Genomic DNA, 19,552 nt, shown 5'->3' on the forward strand with positions numbered 1-19,552 from the left:
GGGGCTTATAAATCCTATTTGTAAGAAATTAAGCAAATCCTTAAGACTTGCGAAAACGGGTTAAATTAACTAAATTTGTCGCCCTATGAATCCGAATGGCGCAATTATTGTACAAAGCAACCTCGAAATTATGGTCGAGGTCGATAATCCGAACTATACCACCGCACGTGATGCAATCGCACCTTTTACGGAGCTTGTCAAAAGCCCGGAACACTTGCACACTTATAAAATTTCTCATTTGAGTTTGTGGAACGCTGCGGCGACAGGGCTCCGCGCTCCCGAAGTTCTCGAACGCTTGGATAGTCAAAGTCGCTACCCCGTACCCCCGTCGGTCGTCACCGAAATCGAAGACTACATGGCACGCTACGGCTTGCTCCGTCTTAAAAAAGAAGATGACCGTTTGCTGATGGAATCCGATGATAAAATTATGTTCCTCGAAATCTGCAAACTGAGGGATGTGGAGCCGTTCATCATCGAACATATTGACGACACGCATGTCGTTGTTGATCCGGAACGTCGCGGCCACCTCAAGATGGTGCTGACCAATGCTGGCTTCCCGGTCGAAGACCTCGCTGGTTATACCGTTGGCGACCCGCTCCCGATTAAGCTTCGCGAAACAACTGTTTCTGGTAAGCCGTTCACGCTCCGCGATTACCAGAAGGATGCCGCACAAGTGTTCTACGCGAGCGGTAGCGAAAAGGGTGGTTCCGGCGTAATCGTGCTCCCCTGCGGTTCCGGTAAGACCGTTATCGGACTTGCGACGATGGCGTTAATACAAACTAAGACCTTGATTCTGACGCCGAACATTTCTTCTTCGCGCCAGTGGATCCGCGAAATTTGCGACAAGACGAACCTCACGCTCGACCAAGTGAAGGAATACTCCGGCGAAGTCAAGGAAATCGGTCCGGTGACAGTCGCCACGTACCAGATCTTGACGCAACGCAAACGTGCCAAGAAGGGCGACGATGATAAGGAAGTCAAAGAACCGGAAATGACGGAAGAAGAAGTCAAGAAGGAACTCGCCAACTTCCCGCTGTTCAGTCAAGAAAAGTGGGGACTCATGATTTATGACGAAGTCCACTTGCTCCCGGCTCCGGTGTTCCGTCTGAGTACCGAAATGCAGGCCACTCGTCGCTTGGGCCTTACGGCAACGCTCGTTCGCGAAGACCACAAAGAAACTGAAGTGTTCAGCTTGATCGGACCGAAAAAGTTCGACATCCCGTGGCGCATCTTGGAAGCACAAGGCTGGATTGCCACTGCCGACTGTAACGAAATCCGTATTCCGATGGAACCGGAACTCAAGATGAAGTACGCACTTGCTCCCGTTCGTGAAAAGATTACGCTTGCGAGCACGAACCCCGAAAAGACGGATATCGTCGAACGATTGCTCAAGCATTTCAGCAAGCCCGACGACCGCGTGCTCATTATCGGCCAGTACATCGACCAGCTCGAAGCTCTTTCCGAAGATTTGCAGATTCCGTTGATTACCGGCAAAACTCCGAACAAGGAACGCGAAAAGCTTTACGGAGCCTTCCGCTCTGGCGCACAGAAGAACCTCATGGTCTCTAAGGTTGGTAACTTTGCCATCGACTTGCCCGATGCGAACGTGCTCATCCAGATTTCGGGTACGTTCGGAAGCCGCCAAGAAGAAGCCCAGCGCCTTGGCCGCGTACTCCGCCCCAAGAGCGACGGCGGTGCAGCCCACTTTTACAGCATCGTGACGCAGGACTCCAAGGAACAGGAATTTGCAATGAACCGCCAGCTGTTCCTTACCGAACAAGGTTATGCGTACAAGATAATCAAGCGTGGTGATTGGGACATTCTCAGCCGCACGCCCGAAGAACTTGCTGCAAGAGCATAATCGCATAAGATATAAGCTTATTGGGAAGTTTCCTGAAGATAATGTTAAACATTGTCATTTGGGGACTTCCCATTTTTTCTTTGCTAAAAACGTTTATATTGATGTATAAATAAAATTCTGCAATTATATCCTCTTTATAAATTGCTATTTTTTGACATGTAAAATCAAAAAGAGGAATCTATGTGCGAAAATTGCAATTCTAACCGTCCAGTCCGTGTCCGTTTTGCCCCGAGCCCGACGGGCTACCTGCATGTGGGCGGTGCGCGTACCGCTATTTACAACTACTTCTTTGCTAAACACATGGGCGGTACGTTCTATCTGCGTATCGAAGATACCGACCGCAAACGTTATAACGAAACAGCTTTGCACGACTTGATGCGCGACCTGAAGTGGCTCGGCCTCCAGTGGGATGAAGGTCCGGGTTGCGAAGGCGATTGCGGTCCGTATTTCCAGAGCGAACGCTTGGACATTTACCACCGTGAAATCAAGAAGCTTTTGGATGCTGGCTGCGCCTACTACTGCTTCTGCACCGAAGAACGCCTGCAGGAAGTTCGCGCCGAACAGGAAAAGTCTCATGTGCCGGTGACCGGTTACGACCGCCATTGCCGTAATATTTCCCGCGAAGAAGCCGAAGCCCGCATTGCCGCTGGCGAAAAGGCTGTCATCCGCTTCAAGGTGCCAGAAACTGGCGTGACCGAATTCGATGATATGATTCGCGGCCACATCAGCTACCAGAACGAACTTTTGGACGACCTCGTGCTCATCAAGCGCGACGGTTACCCGACCTACCATTTTGCAAGCGTCGTGGATGACCATCTTATGGGTACGACTCACGTGCTCCGCGGTGACGAATGGATCAGTTCCACACCGAAGCATGAACTCCTTTACAAGGCTTTCGGCTGGCAACCGCCTGTATGGTGCCACTTGCCGGTGATTCTCGACAAGAACGGCGGTAAGCTTTCGAAGCGCAAGGGTGCCGCTTCTGTCGGTGACTTCCGCGATCTCGGCTACTTGCCAGAAACGCTCGTGAACTACCTCGCTCTGCTCGGCTGGAACCCGGGCGACGACCGCGAAGTCATGACTATCAAGGAAATGGTCGATAGCTTCACGCTGGAACGCATCAACCCGAAATCCGCCAGCTTCGACGAAAAGAAGCTCCAGTGGATGAACGGCCAGCATATCCACATGTGCGATGACGCATTCCTCAAGGGCATCATGAAGGAAGGCCTTGCCGCAAAGGGCATCGATCTTTCGAACGAACCGGAAGCACGCCTCGACGAAATCGTGAAGCAGCTCAAGCCGCGCGCCCACTTTGTGCAGGACCTCGCTGACATGGCGGTCTATTTCTTTGTCGCCCCGACGACCTACGACGAAAAGGGCGTGAAGAAGCACTTTGGCGAAGGCTCCAAGGAACTGGCAACGCTTGTTCGCGATATGCTCGCTTCTATCGAAGACTTCAAGACTCCGGTCATCGAAAAAGGATTCTATGAACTTGCAGAACGTTGCGGTCACAAAGTCGGCGAACTCGTCGGTGCTCCGCGCCTTGCGGTCTCCGGCGTGACGGCTGGCCCTGGCTTGTGGGAACTCTTCGAGTTGCTCGGTAAGGAAGAAACGCTCCGCCGCATCGACGTGGCAATGCCGATGATGAAGTAGAATATAGTGGTTAGTAAGCAGTGGTTAGTAAACAGGAATTGTAATTAAAACGTTCCCTATTACATCCCTAACCACTAATCACCAACCACTAACCACTACCCTCAATCCATGCGTCAATTTTTCCCTTATAAGTTATACTCTCAGCAGCTATACTGTAGGCAATGCAGGCGGGCTGTGCTCCATGACATTTGCGCCATGGAAGAGTTTTCGACGTATGGGGGATTAGAAAAAGGCATCCCGCTGCTCTGTGTTTGTACACACTGCGCAACGTTTCATGTCGCATTTTCGCAGGAATTTGCGTTCTGCCGCAAAGACGATGTTCATTCTGAATACGCAAAAATTTATGGTCACAACCGTATTTTTCCCGGTGACTGGATTTATTTTGACGGGGCGATAAGGCCTTGCGTTGTCAAGAGCTTTTTCCAATCGCAAGACAAGGATATCGTCGTCTATAAAAGGAATGGACTTACCGACGAAAAGTACGAAGGTCCAAAGATTGCCATTGACCATGAGGAATCGCCTGACGGCTACAAACTTTTGCCGGCACAAAGCGTTTATACGTTATTGGGAGATCACGTTTATCATGTGCTCCGCAAGCAGTTTGGCATCGCGGTCGGAGTTGTAAAGGACGAGACTAAAGATAAACTCGTCGCATTGATGGACGACGGCATGATGATTTTCATCAGCTATCCGCGCTATGCCGAAAATCCGCCGAATGACGAAGTCGCTTTTGTCGTACGTAAAAGGCTGGAACATCTTTCGAACGGACTCAGCGAAGAAGTGACCGTAGAAGCAGGGCAGGGAATCGTTTATTTAAAAGGTTTTGTAAATAGCCTTGCGACAAAAAAAGCGGTTGGCGAATGCGTCAATGACATGTCGGGCATTCGCGGATGCGTCAACATGGTACGCGTGCGGAAAAATTCCAAAATGTCCGATAGCGATTTGGAACGATGCGTTTGGGATGTTCTCGACGATGCTACAATCCCGATTTTTAAGTACAAAGTCAAAGTAAAATCGGGCAACGCTCAAGTGACATTTTATTATGAAGACGAAGTTTATCCAACAGAATTGAGATCCCAAATTGAAAACATTCCAGGAATCATCTCGTTAAATTTATCTGGAACTGCAATTTTAAAAAAGAATCTCGGGCAAAAGGAACTTTGTCATAAAATTATGGATAGAATCGCCTCTATCCACTTCTTGAAAGATATATTTGTTCGCGTGACATACGTGGGAAACAGATACTTGGTCGAAGGGCGAGTCAAAAATATCGCACAACGTGAATTTGCACTTTTAGTGGTTGCTGGCCTTACAAAGTCTGTATCGGTCGGAAACCGCCTTAGAATTTTCAAGCCTTAAAAAGGAGGGGTAATATGGCATCTGGATACGAAAAAATCAACAAAATTAAAAGTAAACTCCGTTACCCGATGACGGTGACGATGCTTGCCAAAGCCATGGATTGTGGGCCAAGAACCATCTTCCGTCACTTGGATGCTTTGCAACAAGAAAACTGCGGACTTCACAAGTACAAGAAAGATGGTGAAACGTTCTACGTTATCCAAACTGCCGAAAAGCTCGATTTCAACCAAAAAATAGTCAAGCAGCTTGAAAAACTGAAAAAGACGATGGATGACACCACTCCTGTGGATTTGAAAAACCGCAAGCTCATCGATAGTGTTATCACATCCATGCAGACTACGGACCCCGATAATTTCAAAGCCGAAGCGATTACGCTCGACCCCAATTACATCATGGATTACGGTCCGTTCTGCGACCACAAAGCTCAAGATGCGATGGTATCAAGGCTTTTGAAAGCTATTCGCGATGGTTTCAAGATTCGCATTTCGTACAAGAGCACAAACGAAGGCACCGAAAAGAAAACGGTTGAAGTAAGCCCGGTAAAACTCATCATGCGCATTGACACATTGTACTTGATTGCCGCAGACGATACGTTCCCGGAAACACATGTTTTCAAGAATTACCTTGTAGAAAATATCGTCAACCTCACCCAGACCAACATTTCTGCCATTCCGTTACGTGAGCCGTTTAACGCAGATGAACATTACAAGTATGCGTTTGGAAAGTACGTTTCGGCTGAAGATCCGCAAACAGTTTCACTTCTCATCAAGTCGAACTGGCTCAAGACGCAATTCTTGAAATCTCGTTTCTCGCCGAATGCAGAAATCAACGAAGACAATGGCGATATGGTTGTCAATTTAAAGCTCCGCTTGACACCAGACTTTAAGACTTGGCTTTTCGGCGTGCTCCAAGATGTCAAAATTTTGAAGCCGGAATCGCTGAAAACCGAAATGATTGATAAATTGAAAGCTACATTGAAGGAAATGAAGGCGTAACAATGGAATGTCGTCTTTCTGACTTTAACTTTGAATTCCCTAAAGAACTGATTGCGAGCCGCACGGCAGGGAAAGGCAAAACCCATATTCTCTATTGCCCGAAGAATGGCGGTGAACGCCGTATCATGAAGGCTCCGGAAATCGTCGATTTGTTCCGTCCTGGCGATTGCCTCGTGGTGAACAATACGAAGGTGATTCCCGCTCGTCTATACGGCGAGACGCAATTTGGCGGCCAAGTCGAAGTTCTCTTGGTGCAGGCGCTGAACCCCTCCGAAGCAGGTGAAGCCCGCTTTGAAGCCAAAGTGCATCCGGGCAAGGCGTTCCAAGTCGGGCGAGAACTCACGCTGGCAGGCGTTCGCACGTTCGTGGAAGAAGTTCATGAAGAAGACGGCAACCGCGTTTTGCGTTTTGCAAAGACTCCTGCTGAAATGGAAGAGGTCATGAACAAGGAAGGGCACGTTCCGCTGCCGCCTTACATCGATCGCCCCGATGACGAAGACGACAAGAAAGCGTACCAGACGATTTTTGCAAAATACGCCGGTGCCGTTGCCGCTCCGACTGCAAGTCTCCACTTTAGCGAACAAATGCTTGCTGACTTGAAAGCGAAAGGCGTCTATGTCGCCGAAGTCACGCTCCATGTAGGGCCGGGAACGTTCCAGAACATTTCCGTCGAAGATTTTTCGCAGCACAAAATGCACGGAGAACACTACGAACTGACGAAAGAAAACGCAGACATCATCAACAAGGCCAAGCGCGAAGGAGGCCGCATCGTTACTGTCGGCACGACAAGCACTCGCGTGGTCGAGACGATTGCCGATGCGAACGGATTCTTGAAGCCGCAAAAGGGCGTGACATACGCATTCTTCTATCCGGGTTATAAGTATAAACTCGTCGATGGGCTTTTGACAAACTTCCATTGGCCAAAGAGTTCTTTGATTTTACTCGTGTCTGCGTTCTATGGCCGTGAAAATACTTTAGCCGCATACAAAATGGCCGTAGAGAATAAACTTAAATTATTCAGCTACGGCGACGGAATGCTAATCCTTTAATAAAAACTGATCCCGGAATAAATCCGGGATGACAATAAAAAATATCACCTCGGTCACAGAGTCCGAGATGATAACGACAAAAAATATCACCCCGGCCACTGTGCCGGGGTCGATTGTATAAAAAACTATTTTGCGGTAGAAGATTCGGATTCGATTTCCAGTGCAGGCGGAATTTTTTCATCCTTGCAGAGAATTTCTTCGCGAATCTTGAAAGTGAAGTCCTCCAGATTGTTTTCGAACATTTTCTGGAAGGGTTTCTTTTTTTGTACGCGTTCCAATGCACAAGAACAGTAATTGATACGCTGGATTAACTTGGTTTCATTTGTCGGCGTATCGTGCGAAAAAATGCATTCGTGCATGATGGCGTATTCCATCGGGCGGTCATAGCGGAACTTGCATTTGCTATTGGGCAAGTCCGGCTGGGCTGCAATTTTTTCGATAATTTTTTCGGTCGGGATGCCGCTACGGAACAAGTTATTCGCTTGGTAGCCCAAGATAAAGAACAACAGGCAGACGATAATTCTAATCGTATTCCTCTTGCGGAATGCCATGCGAGAAAAGCTGCGTTCGATGGCGGCGAACGTTTGGGTGGCGTGTTTCTTGACTTCGTTCAAGTCGTCATTTTCTACGTTGTTATTATTCTCTTCTGTCATACTTCTTCAAGAGTCCATATTTCGGGCAGGGTGCGGTAATCGTTTGCGTAATCGAGACCGTAACCCACCACAAATTTATTTTCAATTTCAAAGCCGACAAAGTCGGCATGACAATCCACCACTCGCCTAGATTCCTTGTTCAGCAATACACAAGTCTTGATGGATGCGGGGCCAAGCTCCGCAAGAGATTCCACCAATGATTTCATTGTGTTGCCCGTATCAAGGATATCGTCGATTACTAAAATGCGTTTGTCTTTAATGTCAATGTCGCCAAGCCCGCTAATTTTGACTTTTCCGTTGGACTCCGTGGAGTCGCCGTAGCTCGAAGCCTTGATGAATGCAATTTGCAACTTAGGATTTGCGATACGTCGGGAAATGTCTGCCGAAAACATATAGCTACCGGTAAGAGCCGATAAAATCACGTCGAAATCGAACGCCTTCAATTCTTGGGCGAGCGATTCCAAACGCGTGTCTATTTGCTGCGCTGAAATAAGCGGGGCTTTCGACAATTTATACATCAAAGACCTCAAAGTTCAACCACTGGAACATGGGCTTCAACGCCGCAAATTTACCCTTCGGGTCGGCTTTGTACTGCTTGTAAATTCCAAAGACGTGGTTTTCAAGAGAAGTCTTGTTGATGAACAAGTTCAACCAATCCGCAACTGAGATAAGGTCCGTGATGTAGTTAAGCGTTTTCGCATTGAACTTCTTTGAAACTTCGTCAATGAGCAGCGTAAGCTTGTGGAAGAACATGTGGCCCAAGCCGCCAAAGCTAAACCTCGTCTTGAGTGCCGTCGCTTCGGTGATGAGTTCATGGATTTCCTTGATGGTCGCCTTGTTGTGCTCGTTTAAAAGTTCCAATGCACCATGGTGAATGCGAGCGTTGATTTCCACGGTAAGAATTTTACGCATGGTGTCCGGCAACGTGTGGTCCGGGTCGGCAAGGCTATCAATGGAAACGCCGTGGTTCAAGGCAAAGCCGGAGAACGACTTCGTGATGTTCGCCAAGTGCTTCTGCGTCGAAAGCTGGTTGATACGCTTGAGGGAGTCACTCGCGAGATTGCTCATGCGGACAACGTATGCCGTCGGATGGAGTTCATGGAGTTCTTCCGTTGTCATGTTCGGGTCCGAGACAAAGCGAAGCCCGCTATCCTGTTCCTCGCCCATGGCAACGACGATGTTCACGCGGCTAAGCTGGTCCGTTATGACCAAGTTCGTAGTCACGCAAGATTCGCCAAGATCCTTGTCTTCGTAAGAAGTGCGCACCAACGTCTGGCGGCGGCGGGATGCAATCTTTGTCGCCGTGATGCGGGAATCCTTGTTGAGGTAATCGTCTTCGAGTTCGAGGTGGTAAATCGCGGCGCGTTCTGCCATCTGCTTGATGACGGACGGGACGTTCTCTTCGGCGTACTTCGTGAAGACTTCAGCACCGTTCCACTTGTGTTCGTTGCTGGTCGCACGGGCGAGAATGTAAAGGATTTCGCTCTTGAGATTGTCTCCCATCGGGAGGAACGGCTTCAAGAGTTGCATGGCGCGGAGTGCGTAACGCATGTTCTGCACCGGTTCGAGCCCTTCGATATCGTTGAAGAACCAACCGCAGCTTGTAAAGCTGAACAAGCAGAACTTCTGGATTTCAAGAAGCCTGATGGCCTTGGCGCGGTCTTCTTGCTTGTCTGGATTCTGGAGCGTTTCCTTCAAGAAGTTTTCCTTGCGGGATTCGTCTTCGGGGGCGACAAGCACTTGAACGTAGTTGTTACGGGCTTCCCACGGATCGACTTTTGAAATCTTTTCGAATTCGCGAACGAAGATATTGTCTGCAATTTCTTTGAGATGGTTGAAAGCGTCGCGGAGCGGGCCTCTCCATTTCTGATTCCAATCGGGGCCGCCGCCAGTGGAGCATCCGCAATCCCTGTACCAGCGACCAACGCCGTGAGCACAGCTCCAAGCACAGCCTTCGCCATAGAAATTCTTGAGTACGACTTCGTTTTCCGGCGGGAACTTTTCGAGGAACCAGCCGTAGTTCACGGGAACCATGTTGTTTTCTGGTGCAAACTTGTTGTAAAGCCATGCGGCGCACATATCGCCAAACGGTTCGTGGTGGCCGTAAGATTCGCCATCAGTGCCAATGCTGACAAGCTGCGGATCGCTGCGGTTTGCGTCCCAAGCGCTCTTGATGCGGTTTCCGAACGTTCCGGCATCGCGGAGCAAGTGCTCGAATCCGACAGCGCTCGAAAGCCACGGATTGTAGAAGAATACGTCGAGGTATCCGTTGCAGACGAGGTTTCCTTCTTTATCGCGCGGATAAATGCGGTACGGACGAGTCGTATCGATATTCGTATTGCTGCAATCCGTCCACTTTTTATCGCCAAACTTGCGGAATTTGTCGGCCTGCGTCGGCGAAAGAATGGTGAACTTGATGCCCGCCTTGATGAGTTCAACAACGGTCTCGAAGTTGATGGCGGTTTCGGCAAGCCACATGGCTTCGGGCATGCGACCGAAATGGAACTTGAAATCTTCAATGCCCCAGCGGATTTGCGTGCGTTTGTCCTGTTCGCTTGCGAGCGGCATGATGATGTGGTTATAGACTTGGGCAATGGCGTTGCCGTGGCCGTTCATGCGTTCTTGGCTGCTTTTGTCAGCTTCTTGAATACGCTTGTAAGTGTCCGGCGTGTTGGTGCGGATCCATCCCATGAGGGTGGGGCCAATGTTGAAGCTCATGAAATCGTAGTTGTTGACGATATCCGCAATTTTTCCATTAGAATTTAAAATACGGCTTGCAGAGTTCGGACTGTAGCACTCGCTTGCAATTCTATCGTTCCAGTCGTGGAACGGACGCGCACTGGGCTGGTTTTCGATAACGCCGGTCCAGGGGTTTTCGCGAGGTGGCTGGTAAAAGTGTCCGTGAATAGTAAAATAAAGGGGATTTTTTTCGGTCATGCCGTAAAAATAGAAAAAAGGTTCAAATGTGAACCTTTTTTTTAGAATACATGTTTCAGCTCACGCTATTTTAAACGCAAAATTTGCATTGAGCCGTGATTACCGACACTCGCCTTGACTATGTAGTTCCCGGCGGCGAGCGACTGAAGGCTCAGTTCATGCGTTCCTGCCAAAATATGGCCTTGCAAAAGCGTTGCGACGCGGTGCCCGGTCAAGTCAAAAACGGTGACGGAGGCATAGCCTTGTTCGCCCGTCGAAAGCGAAAGTTTTTTACCGTTCATGGCTATCGCTATGTTATTTGCAACTTTGGGATTACGCCTCGGAGCAGGTGTACTAACAGAGACTTTATCCCAACCCGGCATATTGTCAAGTGCAATGACGCGCTTGTCTTCGAGGTTCTTCTTCCACATGTCCGCAGGAGTCTTTTCCAAGAAGTTCCCGCTCCAGGTCTGGCTCCAGGTCATCCAATAGCTCCAATTGGCCTTGTCTTCGGCTATGCTGTCGATATCCGGAATGGCTCCGTTTTCGCTCAAGGCAATCATCTTGTTCGTGCCGACATCGCTTACGATTTTGTTGTAGTAATTAGCTCCGGAATTATGGTTGTTAAGCGGTTCGTAAATGTCAACAGCAACGATATCGACATATTCGTCGCCCGGATACCAGGCGGCATTGAGTGCACTGTAATCGTAACCGAATTGCGGGTCGGTATTGATGTTCCAGACCCAAATCAAGTTCTTGAGGCCGTTTGTTTTTACCATGCGGTTAAAGACAAGGCGGTAAAGCTGTTTGTAGCAGTCGCCACTGCCAACACCCCACCAGAACCAGCCGCCGCTAGCTTCGTGAAGCGGACGCCAGATAACGGCAATGCCTTTTTCTTGCAGTTGCTTAAAGTAACCCGAAACGATATCGACATCGGCGACGATGTCCTTGTATTCTTGTGAGGTCTCGTTGAGTTCTTCGCACTTGTCACCCTTGAATGCCTTGGTGTAGTTAAAGCAGGTGTTGTTCTCGCTTGTGCCCTTGATGCCTTCGGTGCATCCGCTTGCTTTAAATCCGTTGCTCGGATAAGCGTCCTTAGTGTAGAAAACAGTGTCTTCGCCGACTTTCCAGTGCCAGGTGTAAGTCGGGATGCCGCCCATTTTCCACAGCTGCTCGGTCATCACGAGATTGTTTTCGGTGTAGCCCTTGAACCAGCCTTCTTCATGATGGCCGCCTGCCGCAAAGAGCATGTCGAAGCCGCCAATTGCAGGATAATGCCCCGAACGCTTGTAGAATTCGGCAATGTCTGTCTGGCCCTTCCACGAGACTTCTTCATCGCTGAACTTGCAGGAATCGGCGGGTGTGCAGCCGCCCGGCGGAATGAGCCGCATGTTGCCGTAATCGTAATTGAAATTCTGATCGCTAATCATCATGCCGCTGATGGTGTTCTTGCCAAAGTTTTCGCGGAGGAAACTATAGACTTTGCGTGCCGATTCCGTAGCTTCGGGCGTGACAGGGGCTTCGCTAATTGTGTACGTTGGATCCGGATGGCGTTCGACGGTAATGTAATCAACGCCAAGAGCGCCACCGTTACCGACGGTAACTGTGTTTTCGCCAGCACGCATTTTGGCAGAAGCGGTAATCACGAATGCGGAGTCGCAAGTGCGCGGCTTGGTGAGCAAAGAGCCTGCTTCTGTGCCGTTCACGGCAATCTTCGATTCAAACCAGTCGTACTGCTTGATGAGAACTTTCGTGGTGAAGTCATAGACGGCCGTTTCTTCGACTTTGACTTTGAATGTAAAGCCGTCTGTGCCGGGCTTCACGTACTTGCCGCCCGAAAATCCTTCAGCAGATACAATCGAAGCTGCGTCAACGCCGGGTTGACTTTCGGCTTCGTACGTTGTCGGCGCAGCATAAGCAGATGTTGCCGCGACCGCTGTGGCAATTGCCATTGCGGAACATACGCCCGCGATTAATTTACATCCCATAATCACACTCCATTTTTTTTTGCATTGTCATCCCGGCCACAGTGCCGGGATCACCATTTTTTCAGTTACTTTACCAGAATCCTATTGCTTTGCTTAAATCCGTTCCCTTGCACTTTCACGATGTACTGCCCGGCGGCGATTTCGCTCAAGTTGATGTTTGCTCTTGCGGCTTGAACGTCACGCGACATCATCTGATTGCCCTGCATGTCGAAAATCGCGATTTTTGCAGTGGCGTTTGCGGAGTTCGAGCCAGACACGCTAATCAGCAAATTCTTGCCGATAACAGACAAATTTACGGCAGACTTTTGCACATGCAACCTGTTCTCAATGCTGGTCGTGTGTTGTTCCTCGATTTTATAATTGTCCCAGCCGGGCATATCTTCGAGCGTCAAGGTGTATTCGTTGTTCATCACGGTTTTCCACGATTCCTTGTTGTTGTCGTTCGCCCAGCTTTCCATCGCGTAATCGCCATACCACGGCATGAACCAACTCCAGTTCGCACCATCGGCCTTCATTTCGTCGGGGTAAGGCACAGAGCCGTTTTCGCTGAGCGTCACGATTTTTCTGCCGCCAAACATTTCCTTCACGGTTTCAAAACTCCCGACAAGGCTAGAGTGGTTCGATTCACGCGGATAGTAATAATAATCGCGGCCAACAACATCTACATATTCGTCGCCCGGATACCAGTCGAGAGCATCCGTCGCTTCGTCCGTTGTCCACACCCAAATCAAGTTGTGGAGTCCTTTCTTGTTCACAAAGAGATCGAACATAAGTTTGTACAAAGCGACGCAAGGTTTTGCTCCGTCAGTGCCCCACCAGAACCACTTGCCGCTAGCTTCGTGGAGCGGTCGCCAAAGAACGGCGACACCTTCTTTTTGCAAGGTCAAAAGCGAATCGGCAACCATTTCCATATCGCGCATAATAGCTTTGTATTCATCGCTTTCTGTTTTCCATTTGCCGGTCGATTCGTCGTAAGCCTTGCCAATGCTGAATTCGGTGTAAGGAGTGTTTCCGCTAGACTTTGTATAGAACGCTTCAACTTCGTGCATCGGGTCTTTCCAATGCCAGTTGAATTGCGGGATGCCGCCAGCCTTCCATACGGCTTTTGCCATTTCGAGCGAAGCGTGCGTGTATCCCTGAAACCACAATTCCTCTGAATTTTTTCCCGAACTATGCATAAAGTCAAATCCCACAAGGACAACATTCTTGCCGCTTGCGTCATGGATGTACTTGAGTTCCGTCTGCGTCGAGAAATCTTGCGGAGTATATTTGCCGTCATTTTCGAAAGGGCGGTCCGTCATGACTCCGCTAATCACGTGCTTGCCGAAATTTTCAAGCAAAAAGTTGTAGAGTTTTTGAGCACTTTCGGTCGGTTCCGGTGTCACAGGCGATTGCGAAATATTCCAAGGGCTTGCTTCGTACTCCGTGAGTTCGATATAATCGAGGTTCACGTAGCCCCAGCTGTGGACTATGCCTATTACGTTTTCGCCTGCAGTAAGCTTGATTTTGCCAGCGCCTTTGATGGTCGTGAAATTGTCGGATATGCCGAACGAAATTTGCCCGGCGGAAGTTCCGTTGACGGTCAAATTTTGGATTTTGCTGGTCGATTCCGAAGGTATTTGGTAATTAGCCCAAAGCGTGTAATAGCTCGTCACAGGAACAGTCACTTTGAATTCCAAATTACCGTCTTTCATATCGACGAACTTTCCGCCCGAAGCTTTAGCATCGGCAACAACAAGGACTTTGTGGTCATCAGCGAGGATGGCATCTTCGGCTTCGAGGCGGATGGGAGTGGCAGCAAAAGCGGTGCCTGCGAGTGCAGCGAAAGTTGCCGCAGCGACAATATTTCTGTAATTAAAATTCTTCATAAACATCCATATACCTCTTCTAAATCTACATTCTTTAAATCTATATTCTTGCAGCTGAAAATCAAGGAATTTTTGTCTTTGTAAACGTTAAAACGGATGACGGCTTCTATCGTAAAAAGTTCCGAAAAAAAATCGGAACTTTTATATTAATATGTGTTGATGTTTTATTGAATAACCATAGGCCGAGTCATCGTTGCGCCAGAACCCTTCATGCGGACAATATACTGCCCTTTCGGCATATCGGCGAGGCTGAACAAGTAGCTCCCGGCAGCAAGCGAACCATTGAAAAGCGTCGCGACAAATCTACCATTCATGCCAAACACATCGACGCTGACTTTTCCTGAAGCACTTGTGGTCAACATAATCTTGTCGCCGTTGACGGTGAACTTGGACGTAGCAGCAACTTTGCCTTTCGTCAAGCCCGTTTTCCCATAAGCGTAATTTTCATCGAACACAATCTTGATTTCGGGAATCATTTCTTCGGTGTTCTCGTAGCCGCGCTTGAAAGCATCGTATTTGTCCTTGTTGAAGTCAAAGAGCGTTGTCGCCCCAGCTTTAATGTCGTCGTAAATGATGGTGCCGGTGTAACCCGCAGCATAGTTCGCGAAGGTAATGCTGAGCGTCTTGTTGCGGTCAGCATGTTCCGAAATATCGATGGAGCATGTGACTTTTTCGCCGGCCGGGACTTTGCAGCTGCCGCTCGTTTCGGTCCATGTCCAAGAATCCGTGAGCTTGAAAATCAAGTAGAGATCTGCGTCAGAAGTTCCGTTGTTTTTGGCCGTCCACGTAAACGTCGTTGCAGAGGAAAGATCCCAGCCGCCCTTGTTCTGGTATTCCACCTGAGCATTGTCCCCGCCGTAAGTTACGGCCATCATGCCGTTTCCACCGTTGCCGCCTTCGATGTTCACGTCTTTGATTTTGATGCTTGCTTCTTCTTTTGCGGCGAGAGCCGTCATTGCCTTGAGCGCCGGGTCAATCGTGTAGCTGTAACCACCGAAATTCGCCTCGGTCTTGTCGCCAATATACTGCCAAGCGAGAGCGCCCGCATAACCACCGTCAAAAGCCTTGCGGTAGCATTGTTCCGTCGAAATTTCGGTCTTTGCGGCAAAATTGGATCTGTAGGTGTCGCCCGCCCAACCGCTTGCCGGGAATTCGCCAATAATCATCGGCTTGGAATCGTAACCGTACGTAGTCGCCATCTGGGCTGCTGTATTCACGAACGGGCTGACGGAATTATCTTGCCAGTACGGGTAATAGTGCGTCTGGAAAAAGTCGAGCGTACCCTTCGCTTCGCCACCCGCTTCGATAAGAGCCGCGTCATTCCAATGCTTCTGATACTTGATGTTCACGCTACCTGTCGAAACGAGAAGCTCCGGGTTCGTCGTGTGGATTGCTGCAGCGACCTTGTTCGTAAACTTCTGGATTTTGGCAAGCGCCATCTTCTTTGTGGTCCAACCGCTGCATTCGCTTGTCATGCCTTCGGGTTCGTTAAAGACTTCCCAAGTCATGAGAGCCTTGTGATTACCAATTGCCTTCACGACCGGAATCAAAACGTTGTCTATAAACGCCTTCGTGCCCGCGTCTTCGAAAAGCAATTCGTTAGCGGTAATGTCGAGCTTTTCGTTGTAAATGCCCCACTGGTTCGGTTCCATCAAGTTGTGGCTGAATAGGCACATCGAAACCATCACGCCGTATTCTTCGGCAATGTCCAAAGCCTTCTTCATGTTTGCGATAGTGTTTTCCTTAGGGCCAGTCACCAAATGCGTTGATTCGTCAATTGTCGGGCTCTGGCTCATGTTGTTGAAAAGCCACCAGCGAATCGCGTTACCGCCTGCAGCACGCGTGCCTTCGACAGCTTTGCGCCAAGCGTTTTCGTCAAGTGGACTTGCGCCCACGTCGGAGTTGTAGTCGCTCCACGCGAGGTTCGTGCCTGAGAAGAAAATCTTCTTGCCGTTGTACATGAGGTCGGTGCCACTTACGGTGAGGCCCGGAGCCGCGAATGCAGCCGTTCCAAGGAGCGATGCTGCGATTAAAGTCTTGAAACCGTTCATAAATTGACCCTTATATATCTATATAGAAACTAGATAAATAATGATGAAAATAGGGCTATCCCGGCTTTTGCGTGTTGACAAATTTTTTGAAAATGTCCACACCCCAAAACATCCTAAATGTCATTAAATAATAAAATAAATTTACAGTTCCTAAAGTCAATACCTGCATGGAAATAGTGCATGTTTTTGAGAGGAATGTAAGATGTTTGAATGTTTTTTCGCGATGGAGTGTGATTGTTTGCACAAAAAAAGGCAAGCGTTTTGCTTGCCTCTTTTGCGTGGAGATAGTGGGAGTCGAACCCATGACCTACAGATTGCGAACCTGTCGCTCTACCAACTGAGCTATATCCCCATAGCTAGATAATGGCGTGAATATAGCTAAACGAAACTTTTTTGGCAAGGGATTGTAGCTTTTTTCCTTTATCATACGGTTTGTATAATATGGAAAATTAAACTCGTTTTTATTAATGAAATTTTGATAATTTTAATAAAAAAGTAAATATTTGTATAATTTGATACATTGACTTTGATGTGACGAATATCTATTTTATTGGTGTAAATAACAGTAACAAATCATTAAAAAGGAGGTTGATTTTGGTTCACAAAAAAATTATAACCGCAAATATTGCCGCAATATGTTGTGCTTCGTTCATGACCATAGTCGGTTGTTCTAACGGTTCCAACGCGGTGGCTGCCGATGCGGAGGGTTCAGCTGTCGATAAAACTCAGCGATTGGGTAATGTGAAAGTAAGTATTGAAGATCCGTCCGTCAAAATTTCCTCTTTGGAAAATTACGTGGCGCAGTTTACGGATGACCCGAACGAACTTTCGTTTGACCGACATGTGCTTGCGTACAACGGGAGTTTCCCCAGGATTGTTGTACCCCAGGATTCGTTGGATGCAAATCCGGACATTATCGCTATTGATAAGTCGCCGATTAAGGAGATTGGCGTTTCTGAGGTTGCCAAATATTTCCCGAATACAGCCGAAGTTGCGGGCAATCGACTGAACCAAGAAAATTGCAAGCTTTATATTGTCGAGTCACACGATGGCGCTCAACCGACAGGGCATATTTTGACCAAGGTTTCTCAAGGGCAAGTGGAATTGACCGAAGTCATTCGTGGCGGAATCTATCCCCAAACATGTATGTATTTTACAGTAGGGTTCCTTGTGCAGGACTGCGAAGGACTTATTGATAGAAATTCGCAAATTACGTATAAAAGCTTTACAAGCCGGACTTGGTGCGGCGATGTCTGGAAAACTCCTGACGAATTGAGGGCTGGCGATTCGTTGGATTTGAACCGGAGTCGCTATAAGCCAAATCCGGACTGTGCCGAAAATGCTCATACCGATGTAAGTGCTTATGGCGAATGGTATCGTGCGGATCTGTTGCAATAATAGCGTTTTGTGAAATTTTCTCTCTTGAGTTCTCTTTGATTGAAGATTAAAGTAACCTCCGTTTCGACGGAGGTTTTTGCGTGATTACCGCTTCTTGAAGATGACAATTTCGGCATCGGCGCCGTTCTTGCCGTATTCGCTTACGAGAATGTAATGCTCGTCGCAGGCGATTCCGAAGCAGCGGCCCTCGGCGTTTTGCTTTTCGACTTGGTTGCCCCAGTAGCTTGCGTTATCGTCCAAGAGCTTGACGCAGTTGCCGTTGATGCGGTATTCCTGATTGATGAACGAGCCTTGCAAAACAAAGAGGTTGTCGATGTGCGGCATGTCCTTGATGTTAAGCGCATTCACTTCGTCGATGAACTTTTGCTTGATGGGCGAGGTGGCGTGAGGAAGTTGGTCCGCGGGGAGTTGCCAGCGTTTGAGCGTTGGGAAGTACTTGCGGAGTTCAGCCTTGTAATCTTCGCGGGTGAGGTTCTTGCCGGTGTTCTTGTTGAATTCATCGACGAACTGCGAGCAGAATTCAACCATTTCTTCCATGTTGAAGTCTCCGGTGAACGCTCCGTCTTTGTAGCAGTAGATGCAGTATTCTTCGCTCTTGCTACCGTCGGCGTTAGTGCCTAGAATTTCTGGTGTGAGTGGCATGCCGCAGCTCTGGCAAAATTTCATTTCCATGATTTTTCTCCTTTTAAATTTTCTTTATCGGGTGGCGGATAACGGTCTTTAACTTTTCCGGGGCGACTTTGCGAGCGTCGGAAAGGTAAATTTCGTGGTGGCGCCTCGTGTTCGAAATATCGTTTTCGTAGCCGTTGTCTGCAATGAACTTGTCCATTGCAGCGACAGTTGCAGGTTCGTCGTCGTATGAGCCGGAATGCATGCACTGCACGCAAAGCCCTTCTTCTATTTCTAGAAATTCGACTTTCGAAAAATCCATTTTCTTTTTGCGCGTCGCTTCTTCGATCGCCCATTCGAAATCGTCTTTGGTCACAAAGTCTGGCAGCCTGATGACAGAAATCCACTGGAAATTTTCCTTGTGGCTGTAATCAATCCCGTCAACGTTGTCTTGCCACCAGAAACCTTCTAGCGGCGGAACCACATAATCAAAGTAACCTTCAATTTTGTGGTCGCCCTTCTTGCTCATCTTGATCGTGTAGGCGATTCCGTACAAAAGTTCGATGGATTTTTTGTATTCGCCATCTTCTTCGTTCGGGTTGCCCTTGCCACGCACCGCGATGTAGTTCATCTTCGGAACGGTGACAATTTCGGGCTTGCCTTTCGGCATGTAGAATTCTTTATATTCCTTCTTGAAATCAAAAGGCATGGTTACTCCTTGACGAACGACCCGATTTCAACCAAATTGCCTTCGGGGTCGGCGATGTAGCAGGTGCGTTGTCCCCACGGTTCCGTAGTCGGCTCCATGATGCCTTTAGCTCCTGCGTCCGTGACTTTGGCGTATGCTTTATCGACTTCAGCGTAGTTAGCGACACCCAATGCAATTTCGAAATGCCCGTTGATGCCTTTGCAGTAAGCGAACTTCTGGCTTGTCATTTTCTCAAAATCCGATTTTCGGAACAGCAGGAACAAAGTGCCGTCCTTTACGAGAAAAACATTGGTCGTATTCTCGTCTTCCTTGATTTTAAAGCCCAATACATCTCTGTAAAAGCGGACCATCGTCGCCATGTCATCTACAAAAATTCCAAAGCCCTCTAATTTCATTGCAAAACCTCCTTGCATTACGTGTTCAAATGTACACTATTTTTGGGC

At 48.4% G+C, this 19,552-nt stretch carries 15 protein-coding genes and 1 tRNA gene; 6 read left to right on the forward strand and 10 right to left on the reverse strand.

Features of this window, described 5'->3' with window-relative positions; translation table 11 throughout:
- Positions 1-85 precede the first annotated feature (85 nt).
- The 5 genes from IKG78_RS16560 (at position 86) to queA (ending at position 6,917) form a co-directional block, all read left to right on the forward strand.
- Positions 86-1,861 (forward strand): DNA repair helicase XPB, encoded by a 1,776-nt coding sequence (locus IKG78_RS16560; RefSeq protein WP_290945523.1) that lies wholly within the window; start codon positions 86-88, stop codon positions 1,859-1,861.
- Positions 1,862-2,041: 180 nt separating this feature from the next.
- Positions 2,042-3,514, forward strand: a complete 1,473-nt coding sequence (gltX, locus tag IKG78_RS16565; RefSeq protein WP_290945525.1) for a glutamate--tRNA ligase — start codon at positions 2,042-2,044, stop codon at positions 3,512-3,514.
- Positions 3,515-3,688: 174 nt separating this feature from the next.
- Positions 3,689-4,873 (forward strand): BON domain-containing protein, encoded by a 1,185-nt coding sequence (locus tag IKG78_RS16570; protein WP_290945527.1) that lies wholly within the window; start codon positions 3,689-3,691, stop codon positions 4,871-4,873.
- A 14-nt stretch (positions 4,874-4,887) separates the two neighbouring features.
- A complete protein-coding gene (locus IKG78_RS16575; protein WP_290945529.1) occupies positions 4,888-5,868 on the forward strand; it encodes a WYL domain-containing protein in 981 nt (326 codons plus the stop codon).
- 2 nt (positions 5,869-5,870) lie between these two features.
- The gene (gene queA, locus IKG78_RS16580; protein ID WP_290945531.1) at positions 5,871-6,917 is read left to right on the forward strand and encodes a tRNA preQ1(34) S-adenosylmethionine ribosyltransferase-isomerase QueA; all 1,047 of its coding nucleotides are present in this window, start codon (positions 5,871-5,873) and stop codon (positions 6,915-6,917) included.
- A gap of 125 nt (positions 6,918-7,042) precedes the next feature.
- Here queA and IKG78_RS16585 read toward each other — a convergent pair whose 3' ends face one another.
- The 7 genes from IKG78_RS16585 to IKG78_RS16615 form a co-directional block, all read right to left on the reverse strand.
- The gene (locus IKG78_RS16585; protein ID WP_290945533.1) at positions 7,043-7,570 is read right to left on the reverse strand and encodes a hypothetical protein; all 528 of its coding nucleotides are present in this window, start codon (positions 7,568-7,570) and stop codon (positions 7,043-7,045) included.
- Positions 7,567-8,088, reverse strand: a complete 522-nt coding sequence (gene hpt / locus IKG78_RS16590; RefSeq protein ID WP_290945535.1) for a hypoxanthine phosphoribosyltransferase — start codon at positions 8,086-8,088, stop codon at positions 7,567-7,569. Before hpt ends, IKG78_RS16585 begins: the two co-directional genes overlap by 4 nt.
- Positions 8,081-10,507 carry a DUF3536 domain-containing protein gene (locus tag IKG78_RS16595; protein WP_290945537.1) on the reverse strand — a complete coding sequence of 809 codons (2,427 nt, stop codon included), beginning with the start codon at positions 10,505-10,507 and terminating at the stop codon, positions 8,081-8,083. Before IKG78_RS16595 ends, hpt begins: the two co-directional genes overlap by 8 nt.
- Positions 10,508-10,572: 65 nt before the next feature.
- On the reverse strand, positions 10,573-12,474 hold the full coding sequence (locus tag IKG78_RS16600; protein WP_290945539.1) for a glycosyl hydrolase: 1,902 nt from the start codon (positions 12,472-12,474) through the stop codon (positions 10,573-10,575).
- Between the two features lie 65 nt (positions 12,475-12,539).
- Positions 12,540-14,342, reverse strand: a complete 1,803-nt coding sequence (locus IKG78_RS16605) for a glycosyl hydrolase (RefSeq protein ID WP_290945541.1) — start codon at positions 14,340-14,342, stop codon at positions 12,540-12,542.
- 164 nt (positions 14,343-14,506) lie between these two features.
- Positions 14,507-16,393, reverse strand: a complete 1,887-nt coding sequence (locus IKG78_RS16610; protein WP_290945542.1) for a T9SS type A sorting domain-containing protein — start codon at positions 16,391-16,393, stop codon at positions 14,507-14,509.
- A gap of 279 nt (positions 16,394-16,672) precedes the next feature.
- A tRNA-Ala gene (locus tag IKG78_RS16615) sits at positions 16,673-16,745 on the reverse strand.
- Positions 16,746-16,987: 242 nt separating this feature from the next.
- Between IKG78_RS16615 and IKG78_RS16620 the strand changes: the two genes are divergently transcribed.
- On the forward strand, positions 16,988-17,791 hold the full coding sequence (locus IKG78_RS16620) for a hypothetical protein (protein ID WP_290945544.1): 804 nt from the start codon (positions 16,988-16,990) through the stop codon (positions 17,789-17,791).
- Positions 17,792-17,875: 84 nt separating this feature from the next.
- On the opposite strand, the gene IKG78_RS16625 is transcribed toward IKG78_RS16620, so the two are convergent.
- Genes IKG78_RS16625 through IKG78_RS16635 form a run of 3 tightly spaced genes read right to left on the reverse strand, consistent with a single transcriptional unit; the run spans position 17,876 to position 19,504 of the window.
- Positions 17,876-18,463 carry a zinc ribbon domain-containing protein gene (locus IKG78_RS16625; RefSeq protein ID WP_290945546.1) on the reverse strand — a complete coding sequence of 196 codons (588 nt, stop codon included), beginning with the start codon at positions 18,461-18,463 and terminating at the stop codon, positions 17,876-17,878.
- Between the two features lie 13 nt (positions 18,464-18,476).
- On the reverse strand, positions 18,477-19,109 hold the full coding sequence (locus IKG78_RS16630; protein ID WP_290945548.1) for a GyrI-like domain-containing protein: 633 nt from the start codon (positions 19,107-19,109) through the stop codon (positions 18,477-18,479).
- A gap of 2 nt (positions 19,110-19,111) precedes the next feature.
- Positions 19,112-19,504, reverse strand: coding sequence for a VOC family protein (locus tag IKG78_RS16635; RefSeq protein WP_290945550.1), 393 nt, complete (start codon positions 19,502-19,504; stop codon positions 19,112-19,114).
- Between the last annotated feature and the right edge of the window lie 48 nt (positions 19,505-19,552).

This window comes from Fibrobacter sp. (assembly GCF_017545445.1).
GTDB lineage: Bacteria > Fibrobacterota > Fibrobacteria > Fibrobacterales > Fibrobacteraceae > Fibrobacter.

Excerpts from the sequence above, each read along its gene's own strand:
- IKG78_RS16560 (WP_290945523.1), top strand. The coding sequence starts at position 86 with ATGAATCCGAATGGCGCAATTATTGTACAAAGCAACCTCGAAATTATG.
- gltX (WP_290945525.1), top strand. The coding sequence starts at position 2,042 with ATGTGCGAAAATTGCAATTCTAACCGTCCAGTCCGTGTCCGTTTTGCC.
- IKG78_RS16575 (WP_290945529.1), top strand. The coding sequence starts at position 4,888 with ATGGCATCTGGATACGAAAAAATCAACAAAATTAAAAGTAAACTCCGT.
- queA (WP_290945531.1), top strand. The coding sequence starts at position 5,871 with ATGGAATGTCGTCTTTCTGACTTTAACTTTGAATTCCCTAAAGAACTG.
- IKG78_RS16585 (WP_290945533.1), bottom strand. The coding sequence starts at position 7,570 with ATGACAGAAGAGAATAATAACAACGTAGAAAATGACGACTTGAACGAA.
- hpt (WP_290945535.1), bottom strand. The coding sequence starts at position 8,088 with ATGTATAAATTGTCGAAAGCCCCGCTTATTTCAGCGCAGCAAATAGAC.
- IKG78_RS16595 (WP_290945537.1), bottom strand. The coding sequence starts at position 10,507 with ATGACCGAAAAAAATCCCCTTTATTTTACTATTCACGGACACTTTTAC.
- IKG78_RS16600 (WP_290945539.1), bottom strand. The coding sequence starts at position 12,474 with ATGGGATGTAAATTAATCGCGGGCGTATGTTCCGCAATGGCAATTGCC.
- IKG78_RS16605 (WP_290945541.1), bottom strand. The coding sequence starts at position 14,342 with ATGAAGAATTTTAATTACAGAAATATTGTCGCTGCGGCAACTTTCGCT.
- IKG78_RS16610 (WP_290945542.1), bottom strand. The coding sequence starts at position 16,393 with ATGAACGGTTTCAAGACTTTAATCGCAGCATCGCTCCTTGGAACGGCT.
- IKG78_RS16625 (WP_290945546.1), bottom strand. The coding sequence starts at position 18,463 with ATGGAAATGAAATTTTGCCAGAGCTGCGGCATGCCACTCACACCAGAA.
- IKG78_RS16630 (WP_290945548.1), bottom strand. The coding sequence starts at position 19,109 with ATGCCTTTTGATTTCAAGAAGGAATATAAAGAATTCTACATGCCGAAA.
- IKG78_RS16635 (WP_290945550.1), bottom strand. The coding sequence starts at position 19,504 with ATGAAATTAGAGGGCTTTGGAATTTTTGTAGATGACATGGCGACGATG.